A 25,522-nucleotide genomic window follows, 5' to 3' on the forward strand; every position below is an offset into this window, starting at 1 on the left:
CCGCCGCCCCCGCCCCTAACGAGGCTCAGCCGGCCACGCCGGTCGGTCGAGCCTCGCCCTCCGGCTGTGCCTCGCCCTCCGGCACGGCCAGGATCTCGGTGATCGTGGCCGCGTCACCGGCGGTGTGCGCGGCGAGCAGTTCGGCGAAGCGCTCCGCCGGGATCACCCGTACGCCCAGGCCGGCGGCCTTCTCCGCCTTGCTGCCGGCGCCCTCGCCGACGACCACCAGATCGGTCCGCTTGGAAACCGAGCCGGACGACTTGCCGCCGAGCCGTTCGACCGCCTCGTTGCCCTCGTTGCGGGTCAACCCGGGCACGGAGCCGGTGACCACGACCGTCATCGGGCTGCCGTCGGGCCGACGCAGCGGCAGCGCGCTCGCCGTCGGCGCGTCCGGGTCGCCGGCACCGTCCCCGCCGTCGGCGGTGGCGCTCGGACCGGGCACCCCCGGCTCGGCCATGCTGACCCCGCGGGCGGCGAGCTTCGCGACGACCGGGGCGAGTTCGACAAGCTCCGCCGCGATGGTGACGGCCCGCTCCGGGCCGACGCCGTCGACCTCCTGGAGGTCGGTGACGGAGGCGGCCAGCAGTGCCTCCATCGTGCCGAAGTGCCGGGCCAGCCGGCGGGACATCGACCGGCCGGTCATCCGTACGCCGAGGCCGGTGAGGACCCGGGAGAGCGGCTGGCGCTTCGACGCCTCGATGTTGGCGACGAGTTTGCGGGCCGAGGTCTCGCCCAGCCGCTCCAGGGTGGCCAGCGTGCCGGGGTCGAGGTCGTAGAGGTCGGCCGGATCGGTGACCATGTCGGCGCCGACCAGCAGGTCGATGATCTTGCTGCCCAGCCCCTCGATGTCCATCGAGTCCCGGGCCGCGTAGTAGGAGAGCGACTCGCGGGCGCCGCAGGCCCGGCCCTGCGTGCAGCGCCAGCGCTTCTGCGAGCGGTCGATCTCGCCGTCGCAGCGCGGGCACCGGGCCGGCGGCTCGTACGCCGTGGAGTCCGCCGGCCGCTCGTCGAGCTTGGCTCCGGTGATCTCGGGGATCACGTCACCGGCCCGCCGGACGAAAACGGTGTCGCCGGCCCGGACGTTGCGGCGGACCAGGTCGTCGAAGTTGTGCAAAGTGGCCGAGGTGACCGTGACGCCACCGACCTGCACCGGAGCGAGTACGGCGACCGGGGTGATCACGCCGGTCCGGCCGACCTGCACCTCGATCGAGAGCAGGGTGGTGGTGCGGGTGTCGGCGGGGAACTTGTAGGCGACGCCCCAGCGGGGTGCCCGGGTGCCCGATCCGGCCAGTTCGCGGTCGGCCGGGTGGTCGGCCTTGATCACCGCGCCGTCGATGCCGAAGCCCAGCTCGCCCCGGCGGGCGTAGAGGGTCTCGACCACGGTGAGCACCTCCTGCACGGTGGTGCAGAGCGGCATGCCGACCGGCGAACCGGCGGTGGTGGCGACGCCGAGGCTCTCGACGTACGCCATGGTGGCCGAGTGCGGGCGGGGCTCCGTCTCCCCGTCGGCGCCGTCGAGGCCGTGTACGGCGTAGCCGAGGAACGACAGCGGAGCATCGTACGCCCGGTCCTGGGCCCGCAGCGTGCCAGCCGCGGCGCTGCGCGGATGTGCGAACGTCGGCTCGCCGTGCCCGGTGCGCATCTCCTGGGCCTTGGCGAAGTCGGCGTCGGTCATGTAGACCTCGCCGCGGATCTCCACGGTCAGCGGTTCGGCGAGCCGCTCCGGCAGCCCAGCGGCGCGTCGGGCCTGCGGCGTCACGTCCTCGCCGGCCAGCCCGTCGCCCCGGGTGGCGACCTGGGTGAGCCGGCCGTCCACGTAGCGGGCGGCGATGGCCAGCCCGTCGATCTTGGGTTCGACGGTGTAGCCGGCGGCGGGACGGCCGAGCAGCCTGTCCAGCCGGGCCGCCCAGCGGGCCAGCTCCTCGGCGCCGAAGACGTTGTCGAGGCTGAGCATGGGAACGCTGTGCACGACGTCGCCGACCAGCCCGGCACCGGCCGCCACCAGCTCGCTGGGCGAGTCGTCGAGCTTCCAGTCCGGCCGGGCGGCCTCGGTGGCGACGACCCGGGCCAGCAATCCGTCGTAGGTGGCGTCGTCCATCGCCAGGTCGGAGCCGGCGTAATAGACGGCGGCGGCCGACCGGATCTCGGCGATCGCCGCCTGGTAGGCCGGCCGGTCCGGGAAGGGCTGCGCCAGCGTGGCGTCGACCACCGGCTCGCCCCCGGCTCCACCCGGCTGCTCGGGCCGCTCGTCGGTTGCCGTCCCCACTGCCTCGTGCGCCACGAAGTCCCCCTCCCGTCAGGCCCGCAAGCTCGGCGTTCAGCCTAGAGACCGGGTACGACGAAGCGTCGCCCACAACCACCACCACCGGACCCCGGCCTCCGCCGGCCTCCACACTCCGGCCTCCAGACTCCGGCCTCCACACTCCGAACCGCCGAACTCCGAACCGTCGTCCAGGCGGAAGTGCCGTCCGGACGGAGGTATTGACAGATTTCGACGGCGGGCCCAAGCTGTCAGTACTGGAGAGAGCGCTCTCTGGCATCTCGAACGGGGGCAGACCACCACCCTCCGACCAGCGGTCTCCGAAGCCTACGGCGGCGGTGCCGGATTCCCCGCTGGCCGCTCACCGCTAGGAGTGCCCATGAAAAGGGCCGTACCCCTGTCCGCGCCGCGCCGCCGGCTGAGGATCGTGTCGCTGTTCGTAGCGCTGTTCGCCCTGCTCGGCGGCTATGCCGCGGTCGATCGGGCGGAGCCGGCGCAGGCCCGGGTCGTCCGGGTCGCCGAGTTCCTGGCCGACTGCCCGTACAGCCACCGGCTGCCGGACGACCCGATCATCTTCCCGGGCCTGCCCGGCGCCTCGCACATGCACAGCTTCTTCGGCGCGACGACCACGAACGCGTACACCAATCTCGCCGACCTGCTGAACTCCAGCACCACCTGCAACCCCCGGGTCGACGTCTCGTCCTACTGGGTGCCCACCTTCTACGCGGACAACGTGCCGGTGGAGCCGACGATCGTCACGTTCTACTACCTCGGCGAGGGAGTGCGCAGCGACATCGTCGCCAACACCCAACCCCTGCCGCTGGGCCTGCGGATCGTCGCCGGCAACGCCAGGGCGACCGGCCCGGACTCGACCACCATCGCCCGGTGGTCCTGCCTGCACGCGGGGCATGTCGGCGCGTCCAAGGACTTCGTCAACTGTCCGGCCGGCACGATGATCGAGTCGTACCTCGACTTCCCGCAGTGTTGGAACGGCAGGGACCTCGACTCGCCGGACCACAAGAGCCACATGGCGTACCCGGTCAACCAGGCCTGCCCGTCCAGCCACCCGGTCGCGGTGCCGAAGCTGCGCCAGGTGCTGCGTTATCCGGTGAGCGGTGATCCGGCCCGGTTCCGGCTCGCCTCCGGCGGCGGCTACACCATGCACGGTGACTTCTTCAACGCCTGGCCCGAGGCGGAGATGCTCCGCCGGGTCCGGGACTGCATCCGCCCGGTGATCAAGTGCGGTGCTGACGGCCGCCCGAGCTGATCGTGGGCCGCGTGGGTGGGTCCGGCCACTCCGGCCGGGCCCAGCCACGCCAACGGCGACCGGGAGCGCGGTAAGCGACCGAAGAAGGGACCACGGAGATGAGACGCCGCGCCGCCCCGGGCACCGCCGCGCTGCTCGTCGTGGTCCTGCTGGCCGGCGGCTGCGCCGGCTCCGCCGCACCACTTTCCCCGGTCCCGGGTACGCCCGCCGGCGCGGCCCGGGCCACCCCCGCGCACCCGCCCGACCCGTCGGGTACGCCCGGAGCGCCGTCCGAGGCCGGCGCACCGGGTCCGGCCGCCCCGTTCAACGGCACCGACGTCGCCTGGCTGCAACTGAACATCGCTATGCACGAGCGGGTACTGCCCCTGCTGGACCTGGTGCCGCGGCGCACCGCAGACCCGGCCGTACGCCGTCTCGCCGCGCGGATCCGGCAGACCCACCGGGTCGACCTCGACCGGTCCGTGCGGTTGCTGGACCGCTCCGGTGCGCCGAGGACCAACCCGCACGAGGGGCACGACATGCCGGGCATGGTCACCGCCGTCGAGCTGGCCACCCTCGGCAGCGCACCGGAGGCCGAGTTCCGGCGCCTCCTCGGCGTACACCTCGCTGCGCACCTGGAGCAGTCCGTCCGGATTGCCGGTGCCGAGCAGCGTGCCGGCGCGGATTCCGAGACGACCGCGCTGGCCGGTGCGATCGTCCGGACCGGAAGCGCCTACCTGAATCAGCTCGGCCGGCTTCCGGACTGAGAACCTCACCCGAGCCGACCGGCTCGGTGTCGCAGTCGACCGGCTCGGTGCGGCTGTCGCGGTGATCGCGCAGCGCACGACCCTGACGTGGTCCGCGGTAGGTACGATTCCGACATTCCGCCTTTAGCGCGTTTTCTAATGTTCGGGCCACCCCGATTTGGCGTTGGCGCCCCGGCCGTGTAACTTTCTCTCCCGGCAGGGCACCGGGCAAGACCGCAGAGCAACACCGCGGCGGCCGGCCTGCCAAACCCCGAACGATCGCGACGGTAACCCGGCGCGCCCGTACGGGTGCACGACGGCTGGACGAAGCATGACAAACCGGGAGACACCGGTTTGACGAGGCAGAAACAGTCGGGTAAGGTACAACAAGTGCCTGACGGAAACGCCAGGCAGCGGAACAAGAAGCCCCGGGTGGCGGTCCAGTTGGACTGGTTGTTCGGTGTGTGGTTGTTCTTTGAGAACTCAACAGGGTGCTTGATAAGCCAGTGCCAAATGTTTGTTTGTTTGGCAGCAAGTGTTTTTATTGTTGCTGGGTTTTGATTTTCCACGGTTTTTGTTGGAGAGTTTGATCCTGGCTCAGGACGAACGCTGGCGGCGTGCTTAACACATGCAAGTCGAGCGGAAAGGCCCTTCGGGGTACTCGAGCGGCGAACGGGTGAGTAACACGTGAGTAACCTGCCTCAGGCTTTGGGATAACCCTCGGAAACGGGGGCTAATACCGGATATGACTTCCTGCCGCATGGTGGGGGGTGGAAAGTTTTTCGGCCTGGGATGGGCTCGCGGCCTATCAGCTTGTTGGTGGGGTGATGGCCTACCAAGGCGACGACGGGTAGCCGGCCTGAGAGGGCGACCGGCCACACTGGGACTGAGACACGGCCCAGACTCCTACGGGAGGCAGCAGTGGGGAATATTGCACAATGGGCGGAAGCCTGATGCAGCGACGCCGTGTGAGGGATGACGGCCTTCGGGTTGTAAACCTCTTTCAGCAGGGACGAAGCGCAAGTGACGGTACCTGCAGAAGAAGCGCCGGCCAACTACGTGCCAGCAGCCGCGGTAAGACGTAGGGCGCGAGCGTTGTCCGGATTTATTGGGCGTAAAGAGCTCGTAGGCGGCTTGTCGCGTCGACTGTGAAAACCCACGGCTCAACTGTGGGCTTGCAGCCGATACGGGCAGGCTAGAGTTCGGTAGGGGAGACTGGAATTCCTGGTGTAGCGGTGAAATGCGCAGATATCAGGAGGAACACCGGTGGCGAAGGCGGGTCTCTGGGCCGATACTGACGCTGAGGAGCGAAAGCGTGGGGAGCGAACAGGATTAGATACCCTGGTAGTCCACGCTGTAAACGTTGGGCGCTAGGTGTGGGGGGCCTCTCCGGTTCTCTGTGCCGCAGCTAACGCATTAAGCGCCCCGCCTGGGGAGTACGGCCGCAAGGCTAAAACTCAAAGGAATTGACGGGGGCCCGCACAAGCGGCGGAGCATGCGGATTAATTCGATGCAACGCGAAGAACCTTACCTGGGTTTGACATGGCCGCAAAACCTGCAGAGATGTGGGGTCCTTCGGGGGCGGTCACAGGTGGTGCATGGCTGTCGTCAGCTCGTGTCGTGAGATGTTGGGTTAAGTCCCGCAACGAGCGCAACCCTTGTTCGATGTTGCCAGCACGTTATGGTGGGGACTCATCGAAGACTGCCGGGGTCAACTCGGAGGAAGGTGGGGATGACGTCAAGTCATCATGCCCCTTATGTCCAGGGCTTCACGCATGCTACAATGGCCGGTACAATGGGCTGCGATACCGTGAGGTGGAGCGAATCCCAAAAAGCCGGTCTCAGTTCGGATCGGGGTCTGCAACTCGACCCCGTGAAGTCGGAGTCGCTAGTAATCGCAGATCAGCAACGCTGCGGTGAATACGTTCCCGGGCCTTGTACACACCGCCCGTCACGTCACGAAAGTCGGCAACACCCGAAGCCCATGGCCTAACCCCTTGTGGGAGGGAGTGGTCGAAGGTGGGGCTGGCGATTGGGACGAAGTCGTAACAAGGTAGCCGTACCGGAAGGTGCGGCTGGATCACCTCCTTTCTAAGGAGCACCTCCCGGCGAAGGTCGGGTAGGAGCCCGCGCTGCCCGGATGTGGTGGCGGGGTGCTCGTTGGCGGAGACACTGGCGAAGTTCACGGCTGGCAACGGCTGATCTGACGAGTACGGCCCCTTGGTGGGGTGTGGAAGTGTTGGGTTGGTGCGGCTGGTGGTGGGTGTAGAGCATCCTGTTGGGTCCTGAGGGAACAACCGTGTGGTTGTTGTCTTGTGCCAGGCACGCCTGGCCCCGCATACCGGGCCCCTTTGTTGGTGGGTTGTTGGTGTGGGGTTGTGGGTGGTGGGTTGGTCGTTTGTTGAGAATTGCACAGTGGACGCGAGCATCTTTGTGGTCAAGTTGTCAAGGGCGGACGGTGGATGCCTTGGCACCAGGAGCCGATGAAGGACGTGGGAGGCCGCGATAGGCCTGGGGGAGCTGTCAACCGAGCTGTGATCCCAGGGTGTCCGAATGGGGTAACCTGGCACCAGTCATGTGGTGTCACCTGCACCTGAATTCATAGGGTGTGTGGAGGGAACGCGGGGAAGTGAAACATCTCAGTACCCGTAGGAAGAGAAAACAATAGTGATTCCGTGAGTAGTGGCGAGCGAAAGCGGATGTAGGCTAAACCGGTTGCGTGTGATACCTGTCAGGGGTTGCGTGGTCGGGGTTGTGGGACTCCATGGGGTGGGCTGACAACCATCCGGAAAGTTACAAATACCAGGTGTTAGCTGAATGGTGTGGAAAAGCCAACCGTAGGCGGTGATAGTCCGGTAGGTGAAAGCATCTGGTCTTTCTTGTGGGTGTTCCCGAGTAGCGGCGGACTCCTGAAATCTGCCGTGAATCTGCCAGGACCACCTGGTAAGCCTAAATACTTCCTGGTGACCGATAGCGGACGAGTACCGTGAGGGAATGGTGAAAAGTACCCCGGGAGGGGAGTGAAATAGTACCTGAAACCGTTCGCCTACAATCCGTCGGAGCCTGCTTTTGTGGGTGACGGCGTGCCTTTTGAAGAATGAGCCTGCGAGTTAGTGGCATGTGGCGAGGTTAACCCGTGTGGGGTAGCCGTAGCGAAAGCGAGTCTTAATAGGGCGTGTAGTCGCGTGTTCTAGACCCGAAGCGGGGTGATCTAGCCATGGGCAGGCTGAAGCGTGGGTAAGACCGCGTGGAGGGCCGAACCCACCAACGTTGAAAAGTTGGGGGATGACCTGTGGTTAGGGGTGAAAGGCCAATCAAACTCCGTGATAGCTGGTTCTCCCCGAAATGCATTTAGGTGCAGCGTCGTGTGTTTCTTGCCGGAGGTAGAGCACTGGATGGTCTAGGGGCCCTACAAGGTTACTGAAATCAGCCAAACTCCGAATGCCGGTAAGTGAGAGCGCGGCAGTGAGACTGCGGGGGATAAGCTTCGTAGTCGAGAGGGAAACAGCCCAGATCGCCAGCTAAGGCCCCTAAGCGTGTGCTAAGTGGAAAAGGATGTGGGGTCGCATAGACAACCAGGAGGTTGGCTTAGAAGCAGCCATCCTTTAAAGAGTGCGTAATAGCTCACTGGTCAAGTGGTTCCGCGCCGACAATGTAGCGGGGCTCAAGTACACCGCCGAAGCTGTGGCATTCACACTTTAACTCGGTGATGTTTTCGAACGTCATCCAGGTGTGTGGGTGGGTAGGGGAGCGTCGTGCCGGGGGTGAAGCAGCGGGGTGACCTAGTTGTGGACGCGGCACGAGTGAGAATGCAGGCATGAGTAGCGAAAGAAGGGTGAGAAACCCTTCCGCCGGATGACCAAGGGTTCCAGGGCCAGGTTAATCCGCCCTGGGTGAGTCGGGGCCTAAGGCGAGGCCGAGAGGCGTAGTCGATGGATAACGGGTTGATATTCCCGTACCCGTGTAGGAGCGCCCGTGATGAACCTCGTTGTGCTAACCACCCGAGCTGCCTGCGATCTTCGGATCAATGGTGGGGAGCGTGGGAACCTGGCGGGTAGTAGTCAAGCGATGGGGTGACGCAGGAAGGTAGCTGAGCCCGGCCGGTGGTTGTGCCGGGGTAAGCGTGTAGGCCGGTGTGTAGGCAAATCCGCACATCATATGGTTGAGACGTGATGCCGAGCCGATTCAGGTGAAGTCAGTGATCCTATGCTGCCGAGAAAAGCCTCTAGCGAGTTCCGAGCGGCCCGTACCCTAAACCGACACAGGTGGTCAGGTAGAGAATACCGAGGCGATCGGGTGAACTGTGGTTAAGGAACTCGGCAAATTGCCCCCGTAACTTAGGGAGAAGGGGGGCCGGAGACGTGAAGCCACTTGCTGGTGGAGCGTTGTATGGCCGCAGAGAGCAGGGGGAAGCGACTGTTTACTAAAAACACAGGTCCATGCGAAGAAGTAATTCGATGTATATGGACTGACGCCTGCCCGGTGCTGGAACGTTAAGGGGACCGGTTAGTCTTTCGGGGCGAAGCTGAGAACTTAAGCGCCAGTAAACGGCGGTGGTAACTATAACCATCCTAAGGTAGCGAAATTCCTTGTCGGGTAAGTTCCGACCTGCACGAATGGCGTAACGACTTCCCCACTGTCTCAACCACAGGCCCGGCGAAATTGCAGTACGAGTAAAGATGCTCGTTACGCGCGGCAGGACGGAAAGACCCCGGGACCTTTACTATAGCTTGACATTGGTATCTGAATTAGCTTGTGTAGGATAGGTGGGAGCCGGTGAAGCTTGCACGCCAGTGTAGGTGGAGGCAATCTTGAAATACCACTCTGGTTGGTTTGGGTATCTAACTTCGGGCCCTTATCGGGTTCAGGGACAGTGTCTGGTGGGTAGTTTAACTGGGGCGGTTGCCTCCTAAAATGTAACGGAGGCGCCCAAAGGTTCCCTCAGCCTGGTTGGCAATCAGGTGTTGAGTGTAAGTGTATAAGGGAGCTTGACTGTGAGACTGACGGGTCGAGCAGGGACGAAAGTCGGGACTAGTGATCCGGCACTTGCGTGTGGAAGCGGTGTCGCTCAACGGATAAAAGGTACCCCGGGGATAACAGGCTGATCTTCCCCAAGAGTCCATATCGACGGGATGGTTTGGCACCTCGATGTCGGCTCGTCGCATCCTGGGGCTGTAGCAGGTCCCAAGGGTTGGGCTGTTCGCCCATTAAAGCGGTACGCGAGCTGGGTTTAGAACGTCGTGAGACAGTTCGGTCCCTATCCGCCGTGCGCGTAGGATACTTGAGAAGGGCTGTCCCTAGTACGAGAGGACCGGGACGGACGAACCTCTGGTGTGCCAGTTGTCCCGCCAGGGGCACGGCTGGTTGGCTACGTTCGGGAGGGATAACCGCTGAAAGCATCTAAGCGGGAAGCCTGCTTCAAGATGAGGTATCCCACCCCGTTTAGGGGGTAAGGCTCCCAGTGAGACGACTGGGTTGATAGGCCGGAGATGTAAGCCAGGTAACTGGTTGAGTTGACCGGTACTAATAGGCCGAGGACTTGACTACAAGGTTGCTACGCGTCCACTGTGTGATTCACAGCAAACGAACAATGTTTCCCACGTGTGGGTGGGTTGTTGTTTGTGTTGTTGATAGGGTTACGGCGGTTATGGCGGAGGGGAAACGCCCGGTTACATTCCGAACCCGGAAGCTAAGCCTTCCAGCGCTGATGGTACTGCACTCGGGAGGGTGTGGGAGAGTAAGACGCCGCCGGACATCTTCACAGGAGTGGCGCCACCCGGTTACGGGCGGCGCCACTCCTGTTTTCAGTTCTTGGCGCCTGCGCGAGGGCTGGTCGGTCCCACGGTTCCGACCACACCCCGACCGGTCACCCGCCCAGGCTGGCCGCCGCCGAGGCGATCGCCGAAGAGAAGTAGCTGACCTGGGTGTAGACGCCAGGATAGTTCGGCCGCGCACACCCGTTACCCCAGCTGACAATGCCGACCTGGACCAGCCCGCTGCCACCCTGCCGGAACATCGGGCCACCCGAGTCACCCTGGCAGGTGTCGACACCACCGGAGAGGTAGCCGGCACAGATCTCCTCTGCCGCGATGACGGCACCGCGGTAAGAGGAGGCACTGTTGCAGACCGAGTCGCTGACGAACGGCACGCTGGCCTTCATCATGTACCGCTGCTGCGCCCCGCCCTCCCGGGTGGCGCCCCAGCCGGCGACGGTGAATGTGCCGCTGTCGTAGGCGGTGGAGGTGGCGATCGGCAGGGTGCCGAGCCCGGTGACCGAGCTGGCCAGCCGGATCAGCGCCCAGTCGTCTCCGTTGCCGTTGTAGCCGGGTGCCCGGTACACGTAGTTGGAGCGGACCTGGATCCGGCTCGACGACTGGAGGTCCACCACGCCGAGCGTGGCGGTGATGCTGGTGTTGCTTCCGGTACGACCGACGCAGTGCGCCGCGGTGAGCACCAGTCGGGAACTGTAGAGGGAACCGCCGCAGCCCATCGAGAGCCGGACCATGAACGGGAACTCGCCCTGTGCGGCGCGGGTGCCGCCGACGACGAAGGGTGTGACGTCGGTGTTCTCCGGTGCGGCGCTGGCCGGTGCGGCCAGGGTGACGCCGCCGGCCGTTGCCGCGACGAACGCGACGGCGGCCAGGCGGGTGAGGGTGCGCCAACGAGCCATGGGGGTCCTCTCCGAACATCGACGGCCCGCCTCGTGGGCGGGCCTCAGATCACGATGCCGGCAGCGTATGGACCTCTATCGCTGTATCGCAATGTGTCGATGCCATAGCGGTTGTGTCATACCACCGGGGCGAGGAGCCGGTCAGCCGCAGCTGTACCGGGGTTCAGCCAGGTATTTCCAGGTGAACTTCTCCCGCTTGACGACCTTTCCGCCCTTGTGGAACAGCCGGAAGGCGTCCTGGGTGAAACCGTCGATCCCGTTCGTGGGGATGCAGGAGGGGCCGGGCTGGAGCTTGATCACCTTCGGCTTGGTGATGTTCCGGCGCGGGCTCCACTCCGTGGTCACCTTGTCGTAGACCTTGGTGCTCCAGATCGACACCGTGACCGAACTGCCGGTGTGCGCGGTGTCGATCAGGACCCCGTGCGGGGTGTCGTTCTTGAACTTGAAGTCGAGGTCCGGCCAGAAAATGGTCGACTCGATGACCGGCGGATAGCGGCTGAACCAGTACGAGTGCGGCTTGTGCTCCACGTCCTCCAGCCCGGCGTAGTACGTGGCGTTGAACAACGTCGTGGTGAACTGCGAGGTGCCGCCCCCGACCCCCGGCACCAGCTTGCCGTCCAGGATGACCGGCGCGTCGCGGTAGCCCTGGGCGTAGCCGCGCTCGCCGGTGTGCCCGTTCAGCGAGAAGGTCTGGCCGGGCTTCACCACCGTGCCGTCCACGTCCCGGGCGATCGTCACGATGTTCTGGCTGCGCGGCGAGCCGAGACCGCCGGTGAACTTGGTGGTGAAGGTGGAGACCCGCTCCTTGATCCCCATCTTGGTCAGGTCCTCGGCGCTGAGCTTCGGCTCGACCGGCCTGAGCTTCGCCTCGACCGTACGGCCGTCGGTCTTCGGGAGTACCGCCAGCAGGTCGCGGGCCAGCGCGGCGGTGTCCACCTGGGAGCCACCGGCGCCGGCCACGATCTTCGGCTTGTTGCCCTGGATCGACATGCTGGCGTCCTTCGGTGCCACCTCGACCTTGTCGAGCTGGCCGGGAAGCGCGGCCCGCAGCTTCTTCTCGTCCACCCGGGGGGCGATCTTCCCGGCCTTGTCCGCCGTCAGCACCAGGCTTTTGGCGATCGCGGCCGGCGCGATGGTGAAGCTGCCCTGCTCGGTGCTGACCGTCACCGGAGCGGAAACGGCCGGCCTGGCCAGCTCGCTGACCAGCCGGTCGACCTCCTCGGTGGTGGTCACCGGGTGCGTCTCGACCAGCGGCACCTGCACCGGCTGCCCGCTCAGCCAGCCCTCCCGCAGCGCCCTGGCCGACTCCTCGGGCCGCAGCCCGCGGCTCGGTTTCGGATAGACCGCCTTCGGGGTCGTACCGCTGAAGGTGATCGCCGGCATCGTCATCCGTGGCCCGGCCCTGCCGACCACCTTCCGCAGTTCGGTGTCGAGCTTCTCGGCGTCCACCGTGACCACCGGCTCGGTGCTCCGGGAGCCGAAGAGCAGGCTCAGCGGGCCGGGCCGGTACTCGACCGCCGCCGTGACGGTCGCCTCGACGTCCACCGCCAGCCCGACCGCGGCCGGCGACACCTCGCCGGTCTGGTCACCGACGCGCACCTGGACCGGGCTGGTAAAGGTGGCGGCCTTCGACTCCAGGCCGGCGCGGAGCGCCTGGACCGCCTCGGCCCGGCTCTTGCCGCCCAGGTCGACACCGAGCACGCTGGTGCCCCGGGGCACCTCACCGGCGTACGCGTAGCCGGCCGTGGCGCCGCCGGTGGCGACCAGCACTGCGGCGGCCGTACCGCCGGCGAGCAGGATCCGCCGCAGCCGGCGCTTCCCCGCCGGGTGCCCGCCGCCGGGCGGGTCCGAGCCCGGGACCGGCGTCTCCCAGCCGGCCGACGTCGCGGTGACGGTCCCCGGGGTACTCCCGGCACCGCCGGCCGGGCCAGCAGCCTGGCCCGGCCCGCCGGCCGGCAGGTTGACCGCGGTGATCTGGATGGTCGGGCGATCCTTGGCGGGCTCCCGGACGGCGGCCAGTTGCACGGTCGGCTGCTCGTCGGCGGGGACTCTCTTCTCGCCGTACTGACTCACGGACACCTCAGCGCGATGCGGCGGGCGGGCACCAGAGCCGCCCGGGAGGACCTTGACCGACTACGGTAGCCAAAACTCCGCGGCGGCGGGCGACGGGTCCGCCCGGGAGCCAAAAATGCGAATAGTCCGATCTTCGACCGGGTACGACCGAACATCCATGGTGTTCCGTACACCTGGCAGCTCTCGGTTCGCCACCGAGCCCGCATATGCTCCGACCGTCTACCCCCTATCGGAGGCAACTTGATGCGCCGGAACAGACGCGGACGCTCGCTCCGGGCGCTGGGTGTGCTGCTCACCAGCAGTGCGCTCGGCGTGACAAGCGGAACGGTGGCCCTCGCCGCCGAGCCCGCGGCGACGCCCCTGCTCAGTGAGATCCACTACGACAACGCCGGCACCGACACCGGCGAGGCGATCGAGGTCGAGGCCCCGGCCGGTACGGACCTGACCGGCTGGCAGCTCGTCCTCTACAACGGCAACAACGGGGCGCCGTACCACACCCGCACGTTGGGTGGGACGGTGCCGGCGGCCGGGGTCGTCGTCGCGACGTACCCGACCGACGGGATCCAGAACGGCTCCCCGGACGGGATCGCACTCGTCGCCCCGGACGGCACCGTCGCCGAGTTCCTGAGCTACGAGGGCGGGATGACCGGGGTCGGCGGACCGGCCGACGGGCAGGCGGCCACCGACATCGGCGTGGCCGAGGCCGGCAGCACCCCGATCGGCCAGTCGTTGCAGCGGATCGACGGCAGCTGGCGGGCACCCGCGCTGAACAGCTTCGGCACCCGCAACGGCGGCGACGACCCGGACCCCGACCCGGACCCGGTCGGCTGCGACGCCCCGGTCAGCCACACCATCGCCCAGGTGCAGGGCACCGGCGACGCGACACCGCTTTCCGGCACCAGGGTCACCGTCGAGGGTGTCGTCACCGGCGACCACCGCACCGGCGGGTACAACGGGATCTACCTGCAGACCGCCGGCAGCGGCGGGCGGGCGCCGGCCGCCGGCACCGCCTCGGACGGCATCTTCGGCTATCTGACCAGCAACGCCGCCAACCACCCGAGCGTCGCGATCGGCGACCGGATCCGGATCAGCGGCACCGCGGGCGAGTTCAACGGGCTCACCCAGGTAAGCATCGGCGCCAGGACCGACGTGCAGGTCTGCGAGCAGGGCGTCGGGCTGCCGTCACCGGCCGCGCTCTCGCTGCCGCTGGCCGCCCCGGCCCGGGAGTCGGTCGAGTCGATGCTCGTCGCCCCGGTCGGCGACTACACCGTCTCCGAGGTCTATAACACCAACCGGTACGGCGAGGTGGTGCTCGCCGCCGGTGACCGTGCCGCGGTGATCCCGACCGACGTCGCCCGGCCCGGCACCGACGCCGCCCGCGACGTGGCGGCGGCGAACGAGCTGGCCCGGCTGCTCGTCGACGACGGCCGGACCACGAACCTGGCGAGTGCCGGCCTGCTGCCGCCGTACCTGGCGCCGGGCAGCCCGCTGCGGGTCGGCGACTCGGTCGAGGCGTTCGGGCCGGTCGTGCTCTCGTACGGGTTCGACGAGTGGCGGCTCCAGCCGACCACCCCGGTCGACGCCGACACCCCGCCGGCCGCCCGGACCAGCTTCAAGGTGACCAACCCGCGCACCCCGGCACCGGCGAACGTCGGCGGCGACCTCAAGGTCGGGGCGTTCAACGTGCTCAACTACTTCGTGCACTTCGGCGGCGACGCCCGGGGCGCCGCGGACGAGGCGGCGCTCGCCCGCCAGGAAGCGAAGATCGTCTCGGCGATCAACGCACTCGGCGCCGACGTGGTCGCGCTCCAGGAGATCGAGAACTCGGTACGGTTCAACGCCGCCGACCCGCAGCAGGCGCTCAAGCGACTCGTCGGCGCGCTGAACACGGCTGCCGGGGCCGGCACCTGGGACTACGTGCGTACCCCGGCGGAGCTGCCACCGGCGGCCCAGCAGGACTTCATCACCACCGCGATCATCTTCAAGCCGGCCAGGGCACAGCCCAAGGGCGCCGCCCGGTCGGTGAACGACGAGACCGTCTGGTTCAACGCCCGGGAACCGATCGCGCAGACCTTCACGGCCGGCGCGACCACCTTCACCGTGGTGGCCAACCACCTCAAGTCGAAGAGCAGCAGCGACTCGGCGACCGGTGACAACGCCGACAGCGGCGACGGGCAGGGCGCGTTCAACGGCGACCGGGTCCGGCAGGCCAGCGCGCTGGCCGCCTTCGTCGAGCAGCTCGAGGCCGACAGCGGCAGCGACCAGGTGCTGCTGCTCGGCGACTTCAACGCGTACACCCAGGAGGACCCGATGCGGGTCCTGCACGACGCCGGGTACGTCGACCTGAACGGCACCGGCAAGGCCAGTTACGTCTTCGGCGGCGAGTCCGGCTCGCTGGACCACGCGGTCGCCTCGGCGTCGCTGGCGGACCGGGTCACCGGGGTCGACGTCTGGCAGATCAACTCGCACGAGTCGTACGCCTTCCAGTACGACGGGCACCCGGCGTTCTTCGCCGAGGACCCGTACCGGGCCAGCGACCACAACCCGATCGTCGTGGGGCTGGAGACCGGGGCGACCGGCCCGGTCGAGTTGCAACTGCTCAGCGTCAACGACTTCCACGGCCGGCTGGAGTCGCCCGGCAACGCGCCGGACGGCCGGCCGGTCGGCGGAGCCGCCCAGGTCGCCGGCCTGGTCGACCAGCTCCGGGCGGAGAACCCGAACACCGCCTTCGTCTCCGGCGGCGACAACATCGGCGCCTCCACGTTCGTCTCGGCGATCGACGACGACAACCCGACGATCGACGCGCTGAACGCGATGGGGCTGGCCGCCTCGGCGGTCGGCAACCACGAGTTCGACAAGGGCATCGCCGACCTCACCGGCCGGGTCACCGACCGGGCCGACTTCCCGCTGCTCGGCGCGAACGTCTACCGGGGCGACCAGCGGGCACTGCCGGCGTACTCGGTGAGCACCGTCGGCGGGGTCCGGGTCGGCTTCGTCGGGGTGGTGACCGAGCAGACCGCCTCGCTGGTCAGCCCGGACGGCATCGCCGGGATTACCTTCCGGGAGCCGGTGGCCGAGGCGAACGCCGTGGCCGCACAGCTGCGCGACGGCGACCCGGCCAACGGCGAGGCCGACGTGGTGGTGCTGCTCGCCCACGAGGGGGCGGCGACCGAGAACATCGACTCGGCCGAGGAGCTGGCGAACGACCCGGTCTTCGGGAAGTTCACCAGGGCCGACGCGACGATCGACGTCATCTTCAGCGGGCACACCCACCAGCCGTACGCCTTCGAGGTGCCGGTCCCCGGCACCGACCGGCTGCGCCCGGTGGTGCAGGCCGAGGACTACGGCAAGCGGCTGGGCAAGGTCGAGCTGACCTTCGACCCGGCCACCGGCACGGTGACGGCGGCCGACGCGTCGCTGGTCGACGTGGTCGGTGCGCCGCAGCACCCGGCGGTCGCCGAGATCGTGGCGGCGGCGAAGGCCCGGGCCCAGGAGCTGGGTCAGCGGGCGCTCGGCTCGATCACCGCGGACATCCGGCGGGCCTACAACGAGGCCGGCAACGAGGACCGGGGCAAGGAGTCGGTGCTCGGCAACTTCGTCGCCGACGTGCAGCTCGCCGGGACCAGTGCGCCGGGCCGGGGCGGGGCGCAGATCGCGTTCATGAACCCGGGCGGTCTCCGGGCCGACCTGGTGTACGCCCCGGACGGCGTCGTCACGTACGCCGAGGCGTTCTCGGTGCAGCCGTTCGCCAACGACGTGGTGACGAAGACGTACACCGGGGCGCAGCTCAAGCAGGTGCTGGAGCAGCAGTGGCAGCCGGCGGGCGCCTCCCGGCCGGTGCTCTGGCTCGGCGTCTCCAGGGGCTTCTCCTACACCTACGACCCGGCGGCCCCGCAGGGCTCCCGGATCACCTCGATGTCCCTGAACGGCACCCCGATCAGCCCGACCGGCAGCTACCGGTTGACGGTGAACTCGTTCCTCGCGGCCGGCGGGGACAACTTCACCACCCTGGCCGGGGGGACCGACCGGGTCACCACCGGGGACAACGACCTGACGATGCTCACCGACTACATCGCGGCGAACTCGCCGGTCACCGCCGACCCGGCGCCGCGTTCGGCGGTCGGCCAGCCGGGACCGGAGTGCGACACGACGATCAGCGGTCGGCACAACCGGCCCGTGTTCGTCTTCGCCGGGCTCACCTGTCTGGAGGACGCGACCGTCTCCGGCCCGGTGACTGTGCTGCCGGGCGGGTCGCTGGTGGCGACCGGCGGCAGCATCTCCGGCCCGGTCACCGCCACCGCGCCGGAGACGCTGACCCTGAGCGGTACCCGGGTCTCCGGCCCGGTCACCGTGGTCGCCGCGACTGGTGCCGTACTGGTCGAGCAGGGCCGGGTCAGCGGTGCGGTCTCGATCGCGCTCGGCACCGGCGGGGTACGCCTCGACGGCGTCACCGCGTCCGGCCCGGTCTCGCTGCTCGGCAACTCCGGCAGCCAGCCGGTGCTGGTCGCCGGCAACACCGTCAGCGGGCCGCTCACCTGCCTGGCCAACTCCCCGGCACCGGGCAACGACGGCCGGATCAACACCGTCCGGGGCCCGAAGGTCGGGCAGTGTGCCAGGCTGTGAACGACGTGGTGTGTCAGGTGCCGGGCGACGACGGTCGGGGTGACCGACCGACGGCCGACTAGCTCCATCGCGACTGCGGGTCCGGTTCCGGGTCACCGGTTCCGGGCCCGCAGTCGTGTGTCGGAGTCGTGTGTCGGAGTCGTGTGTCGGAGTCGTGTGTCGGAGTCGTGTGTCGCGGTGGTTGTCGGAGTGGTCTGTCGGAGAGTGTGTCGGGACGCGTGTGCCCCGGGGACCGGAGGCGTGGCCCGGAGGCGGAAGGGACGAGGGTGAGCGGCTACCAGCCCGTACCGTTGCCGACCGGTGCCGGTGCGACCTCCCGGACCGACCTGGTGGCCGGACTGACCGGCTGGGCCCGGTCCCGGCCGCTGCGGGACCTGGTCGCCGCGTTCGGCGCCGAGCTGCCCGACGACCGGCTTCCCCCGGACGGGCTGCTCGGTTGGCTGGACGACTTCTCGGCCCGGCACTGGGACTTCCGCAGCCGGCACGGTGCGGTCGAGCGGGACGAGGTCGGCGAGACCGTACTCGATCCCGCCGTCGCCGAGCTGGTCCGGTCGGCCGCCGAGGCGCTCGGCCTGGCCGGCCCGCGACCCGTGCCCGGCCGGCGGTACGACCACCTGCTGGTGCTGGGCGGGCTGGCCCGGTCCTGCCTGCAACGGACCGCCTACGCCGCCCGGCTGCTCGACACCGGGTTCGTCGAGGCCGGCGAGGTCGCGGCGCTGGGCAGCTTTCGGCCGCTACGTCCGGTCGAACTCGACCGGCTCCAGTTGCCCGCCGACCGGCCCGGAACGCGGCTGGACGGCGGTTACGAGGTGGACGCGATGGACCTGGGCGTCCGGGCCGCCTTCGGTTGCCCGACCAGCGTCGAGCAGCGGCGCTCGGCGGGCGAGATCGACCACCACTCCTGGTCGGTCGCCGTCTACCGGCCGGCGCCGGTGCGGACCGGTGCCGGGCCGGCGAGCCGGTCGGTGGCCCGCCCGGTGGTGCGGGTGTTGGCGGCGCCGTCGACGGAGCCGAAGACCCGGCGGGCGCACACCTCCGACACGTACCACTTCTGGGCCGGGGAGTTGCGGCCGGCGGCCGGGGACCGGGTGTTGGTGCTGACCTCGCAGCTCTACGTGCCGTTCCAGCACGTCGACGCGCTGCGCACGCTCTCGCTCGGTTACGGGTGCGAGGTGGACACGGTGGGGCTGGACCCGGACTCGCTGCCCGGGTACGGGCCGGCCGAGTCGTCGGGCCCGGACCGCTACCTTCAGGAGATACGGTCCGCGATCCGGTCGATACGCAATCTGTTGCGGGTACTCGGATAATCACTATCCGGATGCGCGCACCGGATCGTGCGCCCCAATACACCGTCCGCAGTGGACGGCAAACCGGATTACTTGCCCGGACCGTGCTACACCATGGCTTTCGGGGGCCGCAGACCGCCGGATCGGGCTACGAACCGCCGGATCGTCGGAGTGTGACTGGCCTAACGGACCAACTTGGGACACGGAAGCGAAACGGGGCAGCGCGCGGAATAAAGAAACCCTTAAGGTTGTCCAGGCGTCGCCCCACGGGGGGGCAACCGTTCCCTATCTGGGCAGTGCGACGCGTTTCTGTTGCGAGGAGTCCCCTTGCCTCCACGTTCTATTTCCCGGCCGCTGGCGCTTGCCTCGGCCGTCGCGCTCAGCGCCACCACCGCTCTTGTCGGTGCGACGGCGGCCCAGGCGAGCCACCCCGGCTCGGGGAGTGTGCTGAGCGCCAGCAACGGCACCGACACCATCAGGTTCAACGGCGGTTCGACGCTGCGACTCGGCAACCAGGACTCGGGCATCACCACGGTGAACGGCGCTGCCTGGGCACCGGACGGCAGCCGGGCGATCTTCGCCACCGAGAGCGGCGACATCGCCACCCTGCGGCACAACGACGGCGGGAACTGGTGGTGGGTCTCGCCCAAGTGGGACGGCGCGCCGGACGTCGAGTACCGCAGCCCGGTCTACCGGAGCGAGGGCATCGGCGTGCTCTGGTCGGCCAAGGAGGCGGGCTCGCCCTGGCGGATCGAGGCGCAGGTCGCCTCGGGCGGCTTCCCGCCGCGCCAGATCACCCCGGGTGACGGCCGGCACTACCTCAACCCGGACTCCGGCCCGGGTGCGCTCTTCGTCTACCAGGTGCAGGGCGGCAGCGCCGACGCACCGTCCGGGCCGTCCGAGGTCGGCGTCTTCGACGGCAGCAGCTTCCAGGAGATCCTGGACGACGCGAGCAACCCGTCCGTCTCGCCGAACGGCAAGCGGGTGGCGTTCGTCCGTGGCGGTCAGATCTACGCTGCCGACATCGACGGCACCGGCGTCATCGCGATCACCTCGAACGCGGTGACCCACGACCACCCGACCTGGTCGCCGGATGGCAACACCATCGCCTTCAGCAACGGCTCCGGAGTGGCGACCGCACCGGCGAACGGCAGCGGGGCGGCGAACCCGACCCCGGTGTCCGGACTCTCCGGGGTGCCCTCCTACCAGCCGCGCCGGACCGACACCGTGGCCCGGCTCGCCGGGGCGAACCGGTTCACCACGGGCACCGCCGTCTCCCAGGCGCACTGGGCGACCGCGGCTGACCAGGGCGACGCGCGGCAGTTCGCGGACGCCGTCGTGCTCTCCCGGTCGGACGTGTTCGCCGACGCGCTCGGCGGTGCGGCGCTGGCCGCCGCGAAGCAGGGCCCGCTGCTGATGACCACGCCGACCGCGTTGAACGCGGACATCGAGGCCGAGATCAAGCGGATCCTGCCGCTCGGCAAGACCGTCTACCTGCTCGGCAGCCCCGGTGCGCTCTCCACCGCGGTGGAGGACCGAATCAAGGCGCTGGGCTACCAGACCGAGCGGATCGCCGGCTCGGACCGCTTCACCACCTCGGTCGCGATCGCCAACGAGATCAACCCGAACCCGACCTACGTGCTCGCCGCGACCGGGATGAACTTCCCGGACGCGCTCGCGGCCGGTGCCGCGGCCGGCTCGTTCAACGTGCCGGGCAGCGGCCAGTCCGCGGTGGTCGTGCTCACCAACGACTACGCGCTGACGGCCGGCACCAAGACCTACCTGGACCGGGTGCGGTCGACGTCGCAGATCGTCGGCATCGGCAAGCAGGGTGCGGGGGCGACGCTGCCGTACTTCCCGATCGAGATCTACGGGGACAGCCGCTACGAGACCTCGCTCTTCGTCGCGTGGTCGTTCTTCGGCGGCACCGACTTCGCCGGTCTCGCCACCGGGACCAACTGGCCGGACGCGCTCTCCGGCGGTGCCCTGATGGCGACGATCAACGGTCCGCTGCTGCTCACCCAGGGCAACAGCTCGACGCTCTCCTTCGAGCCCGAGCTGTTCCTGGACGAGCACAGCGGGTCGCTGGACACCGCGCTGATCTTCGGGTCCGCCGCGGTCGTCTCGGCGGGGCAGCAGGCGCCGATCGGCAGCTGGATCAGTGGCCCGGGTAGCTACACCGTGGTGAACAACCCGACCAACATCGGGATCGTCGACCTCGACCGGGGCACCTCCTCCACCGCTCGCGCGGCGGCGGCCGACCCCAGCCAGGTCCGTACCCCGGAGCAGCTGGAGGCGGCTGTCGAGGGTCTCAAGGACCGGCTCGAGCAGCGGTAACCAGCAGGACGGTTTAACAAGGAAGGGGCCGGTCGACAGACCGGCCCCTTCTCGTCGTCCGAGTGCAAGGAAGGGCCCCCTCTACAACAGAAAACGATAAGAAGGGGCCCTTCCTTGCACTCTTCGGCCCGGCGAGCGGCGGGGTTAGCGGGTCTCCTCGATTGCCTGGCGGAAGACCCGGGAGCGGTGCGCGTAGTTGTCGAACCGGCCGTAACTGGGTGCCGCCGGGGAGAGCAGCACCACTCCGCCGGCCGGGGTTCGCTCCCGGCCGAGTCGTACCGCCTCGGGCAGGTCCTCGGCGGCCAGCGTGGTTATGGTGCCCAGGTCCTTGACCACGTCCAGGATCCGGGGACCGCTGTCGGGGATGCCGATCAGGGTGGCCACGATCCCCTGCCCGGCGAGGAAGTCCCGCAGCGGGCCGTAGTCCACCCCCCGGTCCTCGCCACCGACGATCACGGTCAACGGCCGGTTGGCGTACGCCTCGATGGCGTGGATCGCCGACTGCGGGATCGTGGAGAGCGAGTCGTCCACGAAGGTGATCCCGGACGGGTCCTCGATCGGGGTGAGCCGGTGCTCCAGGACCGGCAGGGTGCCGAGCGCGGCGGCGAGCCGGTCCCGTTCGGCGACACAGTCGACGCCGACCGCCCGCAGTGCGGTGAGCGCCACGCAGAGGTTCCCCTCGTTGTGCCGTCCCACCAGGGGCAGCGCGTCGCGTGGGAAGAGCGGCCGGTCGCCGAGGCGTACCCAGCGGGTGCCGTCGGGCTCGGCGGTCACCTGGAAGACGGGTTCGGTGGTCGCCTGGGAGGCGGGTTCGGTGGTCGCCTGGGAGGCGGGTTCGGCGGCTCCGGGGTCGACGGCGGTGCCGGCGGGGAGCAGCGGCAGTCCGGGCCGGGCGGCGAGTTCGGTACGCAGCCGGTCGTCGTGGGCGTTGAACACCACCCACCGGGGACCGTGCTCTACGAGGTTCAGCTTGTTCCGGTAGTACTCGGCCTCGCCGCCGGCCCAGTCCAGGTGTTCGGGGGCGAGCGAGGTGAGTACGGCCACCTCGGGCGAGTCGGTCAGGTCGGCGCACTGGTACATGGAGAGTTCCAGCACGTAGCGCGGCGCGGGCGGCAGGTCGAGCATCGGTACCCCGATGTTGCCGCCCATCACGTTGGGCCGGTCGACGGCGGTGAGCAGGTGGCTGATCAGGTTGGTGGTGGTGCTCTTGCCCTTGCTGCCGGTGACCCCGATCGCGTTCGCGGCGTGCTCGGCCATCCACAGCGCCGTGCCGCTGGTGATCGGGATGCCGCGCTCGCGCAGGCGTACCACCCAGGGGTGGGTTTCGCCGATCACCGGGGAGCGGACGACCACGTCCGAGCCGAGCAGCACCGCCAGGGCGGCGGGGCCGGTGTGCAGGGGGGCCAGTTCGGCGAGCCGGCCCGTCCAGGGCTTCGCGGCGTACGTCTCGCGGTCCATCACCGCGACGAGTTCGGCCGGCCCGACCGGGGCGATGGCGTTGATCGCCGCGACGCCTTCCCGGCCGGTGCCCCAGACCGCGACCCGACGGCCGCGCAGATCTGCCAGTTGCACCTGACCCACTCCCTCCGGTACGCGCCCAAACTCTAGTCCCGGCCTCCGGGGCCGCGGGCCGGGACGTCGCCCGGCTTCCACAACCGCTTCCGGAAATTCGCTTGTGAGTGAGTGACTCACTCAGTAGTGTTGCCGCCGTGAACTCGCAGACCCCCTCGGGCCGGGCCCGGCCGCTGCCGCCGGACGAACGGCGGGCCGCACTCGTCACCGCGACCCTGGCCCTGATCACCGAGCACGGGATCAAGGTCACCACCCGGCAGATCGCCGAGGCGGCCGGGGTCGCCGAGGGCACCATCTTCCGGGTCTTCCCGCACAAGGACGGGCTGGTCCGGGTCGCCGTCGAGACCGCGCTCGACCCGGCCCCACTGCTGGCGGAACTGGCCGCGATCGACCTGTCGACCCCACTGCGGGAGCGGCTGGTCGAGCTGGCCTCGATCCTGCAACGCCGGCTCACCAGCATCTTCAACCTGCTGCACTCGGTCGGCATGCACGGGCCGCCGGAGGACTCGACCAAACGGCCGGGCGGCGCGTCCGGGCACCAGCCGCCGAACGAGGAGATCTACCAGGCGATCGTCCGGGTGCTGGAGCCGGACGCCGACCGCTTCCGCTGTCCGCTGCCCGAGGTGGCCCGCCTGCTGCGACTGCTGACCTTCGCCGGCTCGCACCCGAGGATCACCGACAACAGACCGCTCAGTCCCGAGACGATCGCCGACGTACTCCTCGACGGGGTCCGCGAACGCACCGGCAACGGATCGGGACAGGGCGCCGAAGACCACCAACCGGACCGGTCATGACCGGCCACCGCGTCACCGATTCGGGGGATCGTCGATGCTGAATCGACTACTTATCGACTACCTGCGGCCGTACGGCCGGCCACTCACCGCCGTGGTGCTGCTGCAACTCGTCGGCACGATGGCCTCGCTCTACCTGCCCAGCCTCAACGCCGACATCATCGACAAGGGAATCGCCCGGGGCGACACCGACTACATCGTCAGCACCGGCGGCTGGATGCTGCTGGTCACCCTGGCGCAGATCGCCTGCTCGATCGCGGCCGTCTACTACGGGGCCCGCACCGCGATGGGCTTCGGCCGGGACGTACGCGGGGCGATCTTCCACCGGGTGATGGGCTTCTCCGGCCGGGAGGTCGGCCAGTTCGGCGCGCCCTCGCTGATCACCCGCACCACCAACGACGTGCAGCAGGTGCAGATGCTGGTCGTGGTGACCTGCACGATGCTGGTCGCGGCGCCGATCACCCTGCTCGGCGGCGTGGTCATGGCCCTGCGCGAGGACGTGGGGCTCTCCTGGCTGATGCTTGTCTGCGTACCGGTGCTGGTGCTGGCGATCGGTCTGATGATCAGCCGGATGGTGCCGCAGTTCCGGCTGATGCAGACCCGGATCGACACCGTCAACCGGGTGCTACGGGAGCAGATCACCGGCATCCGGGTGGTCCGGGCGTTCGTCCGGGAGCCGTACGAGACCCGCCGCTTCGAGGCGGCGAACGAGGACCTGACCGACACCGCGCTGCGGGTCGGCCGGCTCGGCGCGCTGATCTTCCCGATCGTGATGCTGGTGCTGAACCTCTCCAGCGTGGCGGTGCTCTGGTTCGGCGCGCACCGGATCGAGGCGGGGCAGATCCAGATCGGGGCGCTCACCGCCTTCCTGACCTATCTGATGTTCATCCTGATGTCGGTGATGATGGCGACCTTCATGCTGATGATGGTGCCCCGGGCGGCGGTCTGCGCCGAACGGATCATGGAGGTGCTGGGCACCGGGTCGTCGGTGGTCCCGCCCCGGGAGCCGGTCCGCGAGGTGCGCGGTGCGGGCGAGCTGGAGCTGCGGGACGTCAGCTTCCAGTACCCGGGCGCGGCGGCGCCGGTGCTCCGGGACGTCTCGTTCCGGGCCGGAGCCGGCCGGACGACGGCGATCATCGGCAGTACCGGTGCGGGCAAGACGACACTGCTCGGGCTGGTACCCCGACTCTTCGACGTCACCGCCGGGGCGGTACTCGTCGACGGAGTGGACGTCCGGGAGCTGGATCCCGACCTGCTCTGGGAGCGGATCGGCCTGGTGCCGCAGCGGCCGTACCTCTTCTCCGGCACCATCGCCAGCAACCTCCGCTACGGCCGCCCCGATGCGACCGACGAGGAACTCTGGGCCAGCCTCGAGGTCGCCCAGGCCCGCGACTTCGTCGCCGAGCTGCCGGACGGGCTGGACGCACCGGTGGCCCAGGGCGGGACGAACCTCTCCGGCGGGCAGCGGCAGCGGCTGGCCATCGCCCGTGCCCTGGTCCGCCGTCCGGAGATCTATCTCTTCGACGACTCGTTCTCGGCACTCGACCTCGGCACCGACGCCCGGCTGCGGGCGGCGTTGAAACCGGTCACCGCCGGGGCCGCGGTGGTGATCGTGGCGCAGCGGGTCTCCACCATCCTGGACGCCGACCAGATCATCGTGCTGGAGGACGGTGCGGTGGTCGGCGCCGGCCGGCACGAGGAGCTGCTGGCGAGCTGCCCGACCTACGCCGAGATCGTCGAGTCCCAGCTGACCGTAGGGGTGACCGCGTGAGCACGCCAAGCGAGAACGGCCAGCAGAGCACGCCGGGCGGGAACGGCCAGCAGAGCGTGCTGGGCGGGAACGGCCGGAAGACGGCGCAGGCCACCCCGGCCCGGCTGCCCGGCGGAGCCCCCCGGGGCGGCCCGGGATGGGCGAACG

The 25,522-nt window shown here is 68.7% G+C and carries 11 protein-coding genes and 3 rRNA genes; 10 read left to right on the forward strand and 4 right to left on the reverse strand.

Annotation, left to right across the window (positions count from 1 at the left end):
- Positions 1-25: 25 nt before the first annotated feature.
- The gene (ligA, locus tag O7626_RS35520; protein WP_278065343.1) at positions 26-2,281 is read right to left on the reverse strand and encodes an NAD-dependent DNA ligase LigA; all 2,256 of its coding nucleotides are present in this window, start codon (positions 2,279-2,281) and stop codon (positions 26-28) included.
- A gap of 358 nt (positions 2,282-2,639) precedes the next feature.
- Between ligA and O7626_RS35525 the strand changes: the two genes are divergently transcribed.
- The 5 genes from O7626_RS35525 to rrf all read left to right on the forward strand — a co-directional run bounded on the left by O7626_RS35525 (position 2,640) and on the right by rrf (position 10,006).
- Complete coding sequence (locus O7626_RS35525; RefSeq protein ID WP_278065344.1) at positions 2,640-3,527, forward strand: DUF1996 domain-containing protein; 888 nt, start codon at positions 2,640-2,642, stop codon at positions 3,525-3,527.
- A 98-nt stretch (positions 3,528-3,625) separates the two neighbouring features.
- Positions 3,626-4,273: a DUF305 domain-containing protein gene (locus O7626_RS35530; protein ID WP_278065345.1), complete on the forward strand. Its 648-nt coding sequence runs from the start codon at positions 3,626-3,628 to the stop codon at positions 4,271-4,273.
- A 553-nt stretch (positions 4,274-4,826) separates the two neighbouring features.
- Positions 4,827-6,343, forward strand: a 16S ribosomal RNA gene (locus O7626_RS35535).
- Positions 6,344-6,687: 344 nt separating this feature from the next.
- A 23S ribosomal RNA gene (locus O7626_RS35540) occupies positions 6,688-9,799 on the forward strand.
- Positions 9,800-9,889: 90 nt separating this feature from the next.
- Positions 9,890-10,006 (forward strand): 5S ribosomal RNA (rrf, locus tag O7626_RS35545).
- Together the 16S, 23S and 5S rRNA genes form the textbook arrangement of a ribosomal RNA operon.
- 112 nt (positions 10,007-10,118) lie before the next feature.
- Here the strand turns inward: rrf and O7626_RS35550 are convergent.
- Positions 10,119-10,922, reverse strand: coding sequence for a serine protease (locus tag O7626_RS35550; protein ID WP_278065346.1), 804 nt, complete (start codon positions 10,920-10,922; stop codon positions 10,119-10,121).
- A gap of 141 nt (positions 10,923-11,063) precedes the next feature.
- On the reverse strand, positions 11,064-12,995 hold the full coding sequence (locus O7626_RS35555; RefSeq protein ID WP_278065347.1) for a VanW family protein: 1,932 nt from the start codon (positions 12,993-12,995) through the stop codon (positions 11,064-11,066).
- 243 nt (positions 12,996-13,238) lie between these two features.
- Between O7626_RS35555 and O7626_RS35560 the strand changes: the two genes are divergently transcribed.
- From O7626_RS35560 to O7626_RS35570, 3 genes are all read left to right on the forward strand, one after another.
- Positions 13,239-17,618, forward strand: a complete 4,380-nt coding sequence (locus O7626_RS35560; RefSeq protein ID WP_278065348.1) for an ExeM/NucH family extracellular endonuclease — start codon at positions 13,239-13,241, stop codon at positions 17,616-17,618.
- Positions 17,619-17,884: 266 nt separating this feature from the next.
- On the forward strand, positions 17,885-18,925 hold the full coding sequence (locus tag O7626_RS35565) for a hypothetical protein (RefSeq protein ID WP_278065349.1): 1,041 nt from the start codon (positions 17,885-17,887) through the stop codon (positions 18,923-18,925).
- Positions 18,926-19,231: 306 nt separating this feature from the next.
- Entirely contained in the window at positions 19,232-21,241 is a 2,010-nt protein-coding gene (locus tag O7626_RS35570) for a cell wall-binding repeat-containing protein (RefSeq protein WP_278065350.1), read from the forward strand.
- Between the two features lie 144 nt (positions 21,242-21,385).
- Here the strand turns inward: O7626_RS35570 and murD are convergent, their stop codons facing one another.
- Positions 21,386-22,813 (reverse strand): UDP-N-acetylmuramoyl-L-alanine--D-glutamate ligase, encoded by a 1,428-nt coding sequence (gene murD / locus O7626_RS35575; protein WP_278065351.1) that lies wholly within the window; start codon positions 22,811-22,813, stop codon positions 21,386-21,388.
- Between the two features lie 137 nt (positions 22,814-22,950).
- Between murD and O7626_RS35580 the strand changes: the two genes are divergently transcribed.
- Both O7626_RS35580 and O7626_RS35585 read left to right on the forward strand, forming a co-directional pair.
- Positions 22,951-23,607 (forward strand): TetR/AcrR family transcriptional regulator, encoded by a 657-nt coding sequence (locus tag O7626_RS35580; RefSeq protein ID WP_278065352.1) that lies wholly within the window; start codon positions 22,951-22,953, stop codon positions 23,605-23,607.
- A gap of 34 nt (positions 23,608-23,641) precedes the next feature.
- Complete coding sequence (locus O7626_RS35585) at positions 23,642-25,375, forward strand: ABC transporter ATP-binding protein (RefSeq protein ID WP_278065353.1); 1,734 nt, start codon at positions 23,642-23,644, stop codon at positions 25,373-25,375.
- The last annotated feature ends 147 nt before the right edge of the window (positions 25,376-25,522 follow it).

This window comes from Micromonospora sp. WMMD1102 (assembly GCF_029626265.1).
In the GTDB taxonomy this organism is placed as follows: Bacteria; Actinomycetota; Actinomycetes; order Mycobacteriales; family Micromonosporaceae; genus Plantactinospora.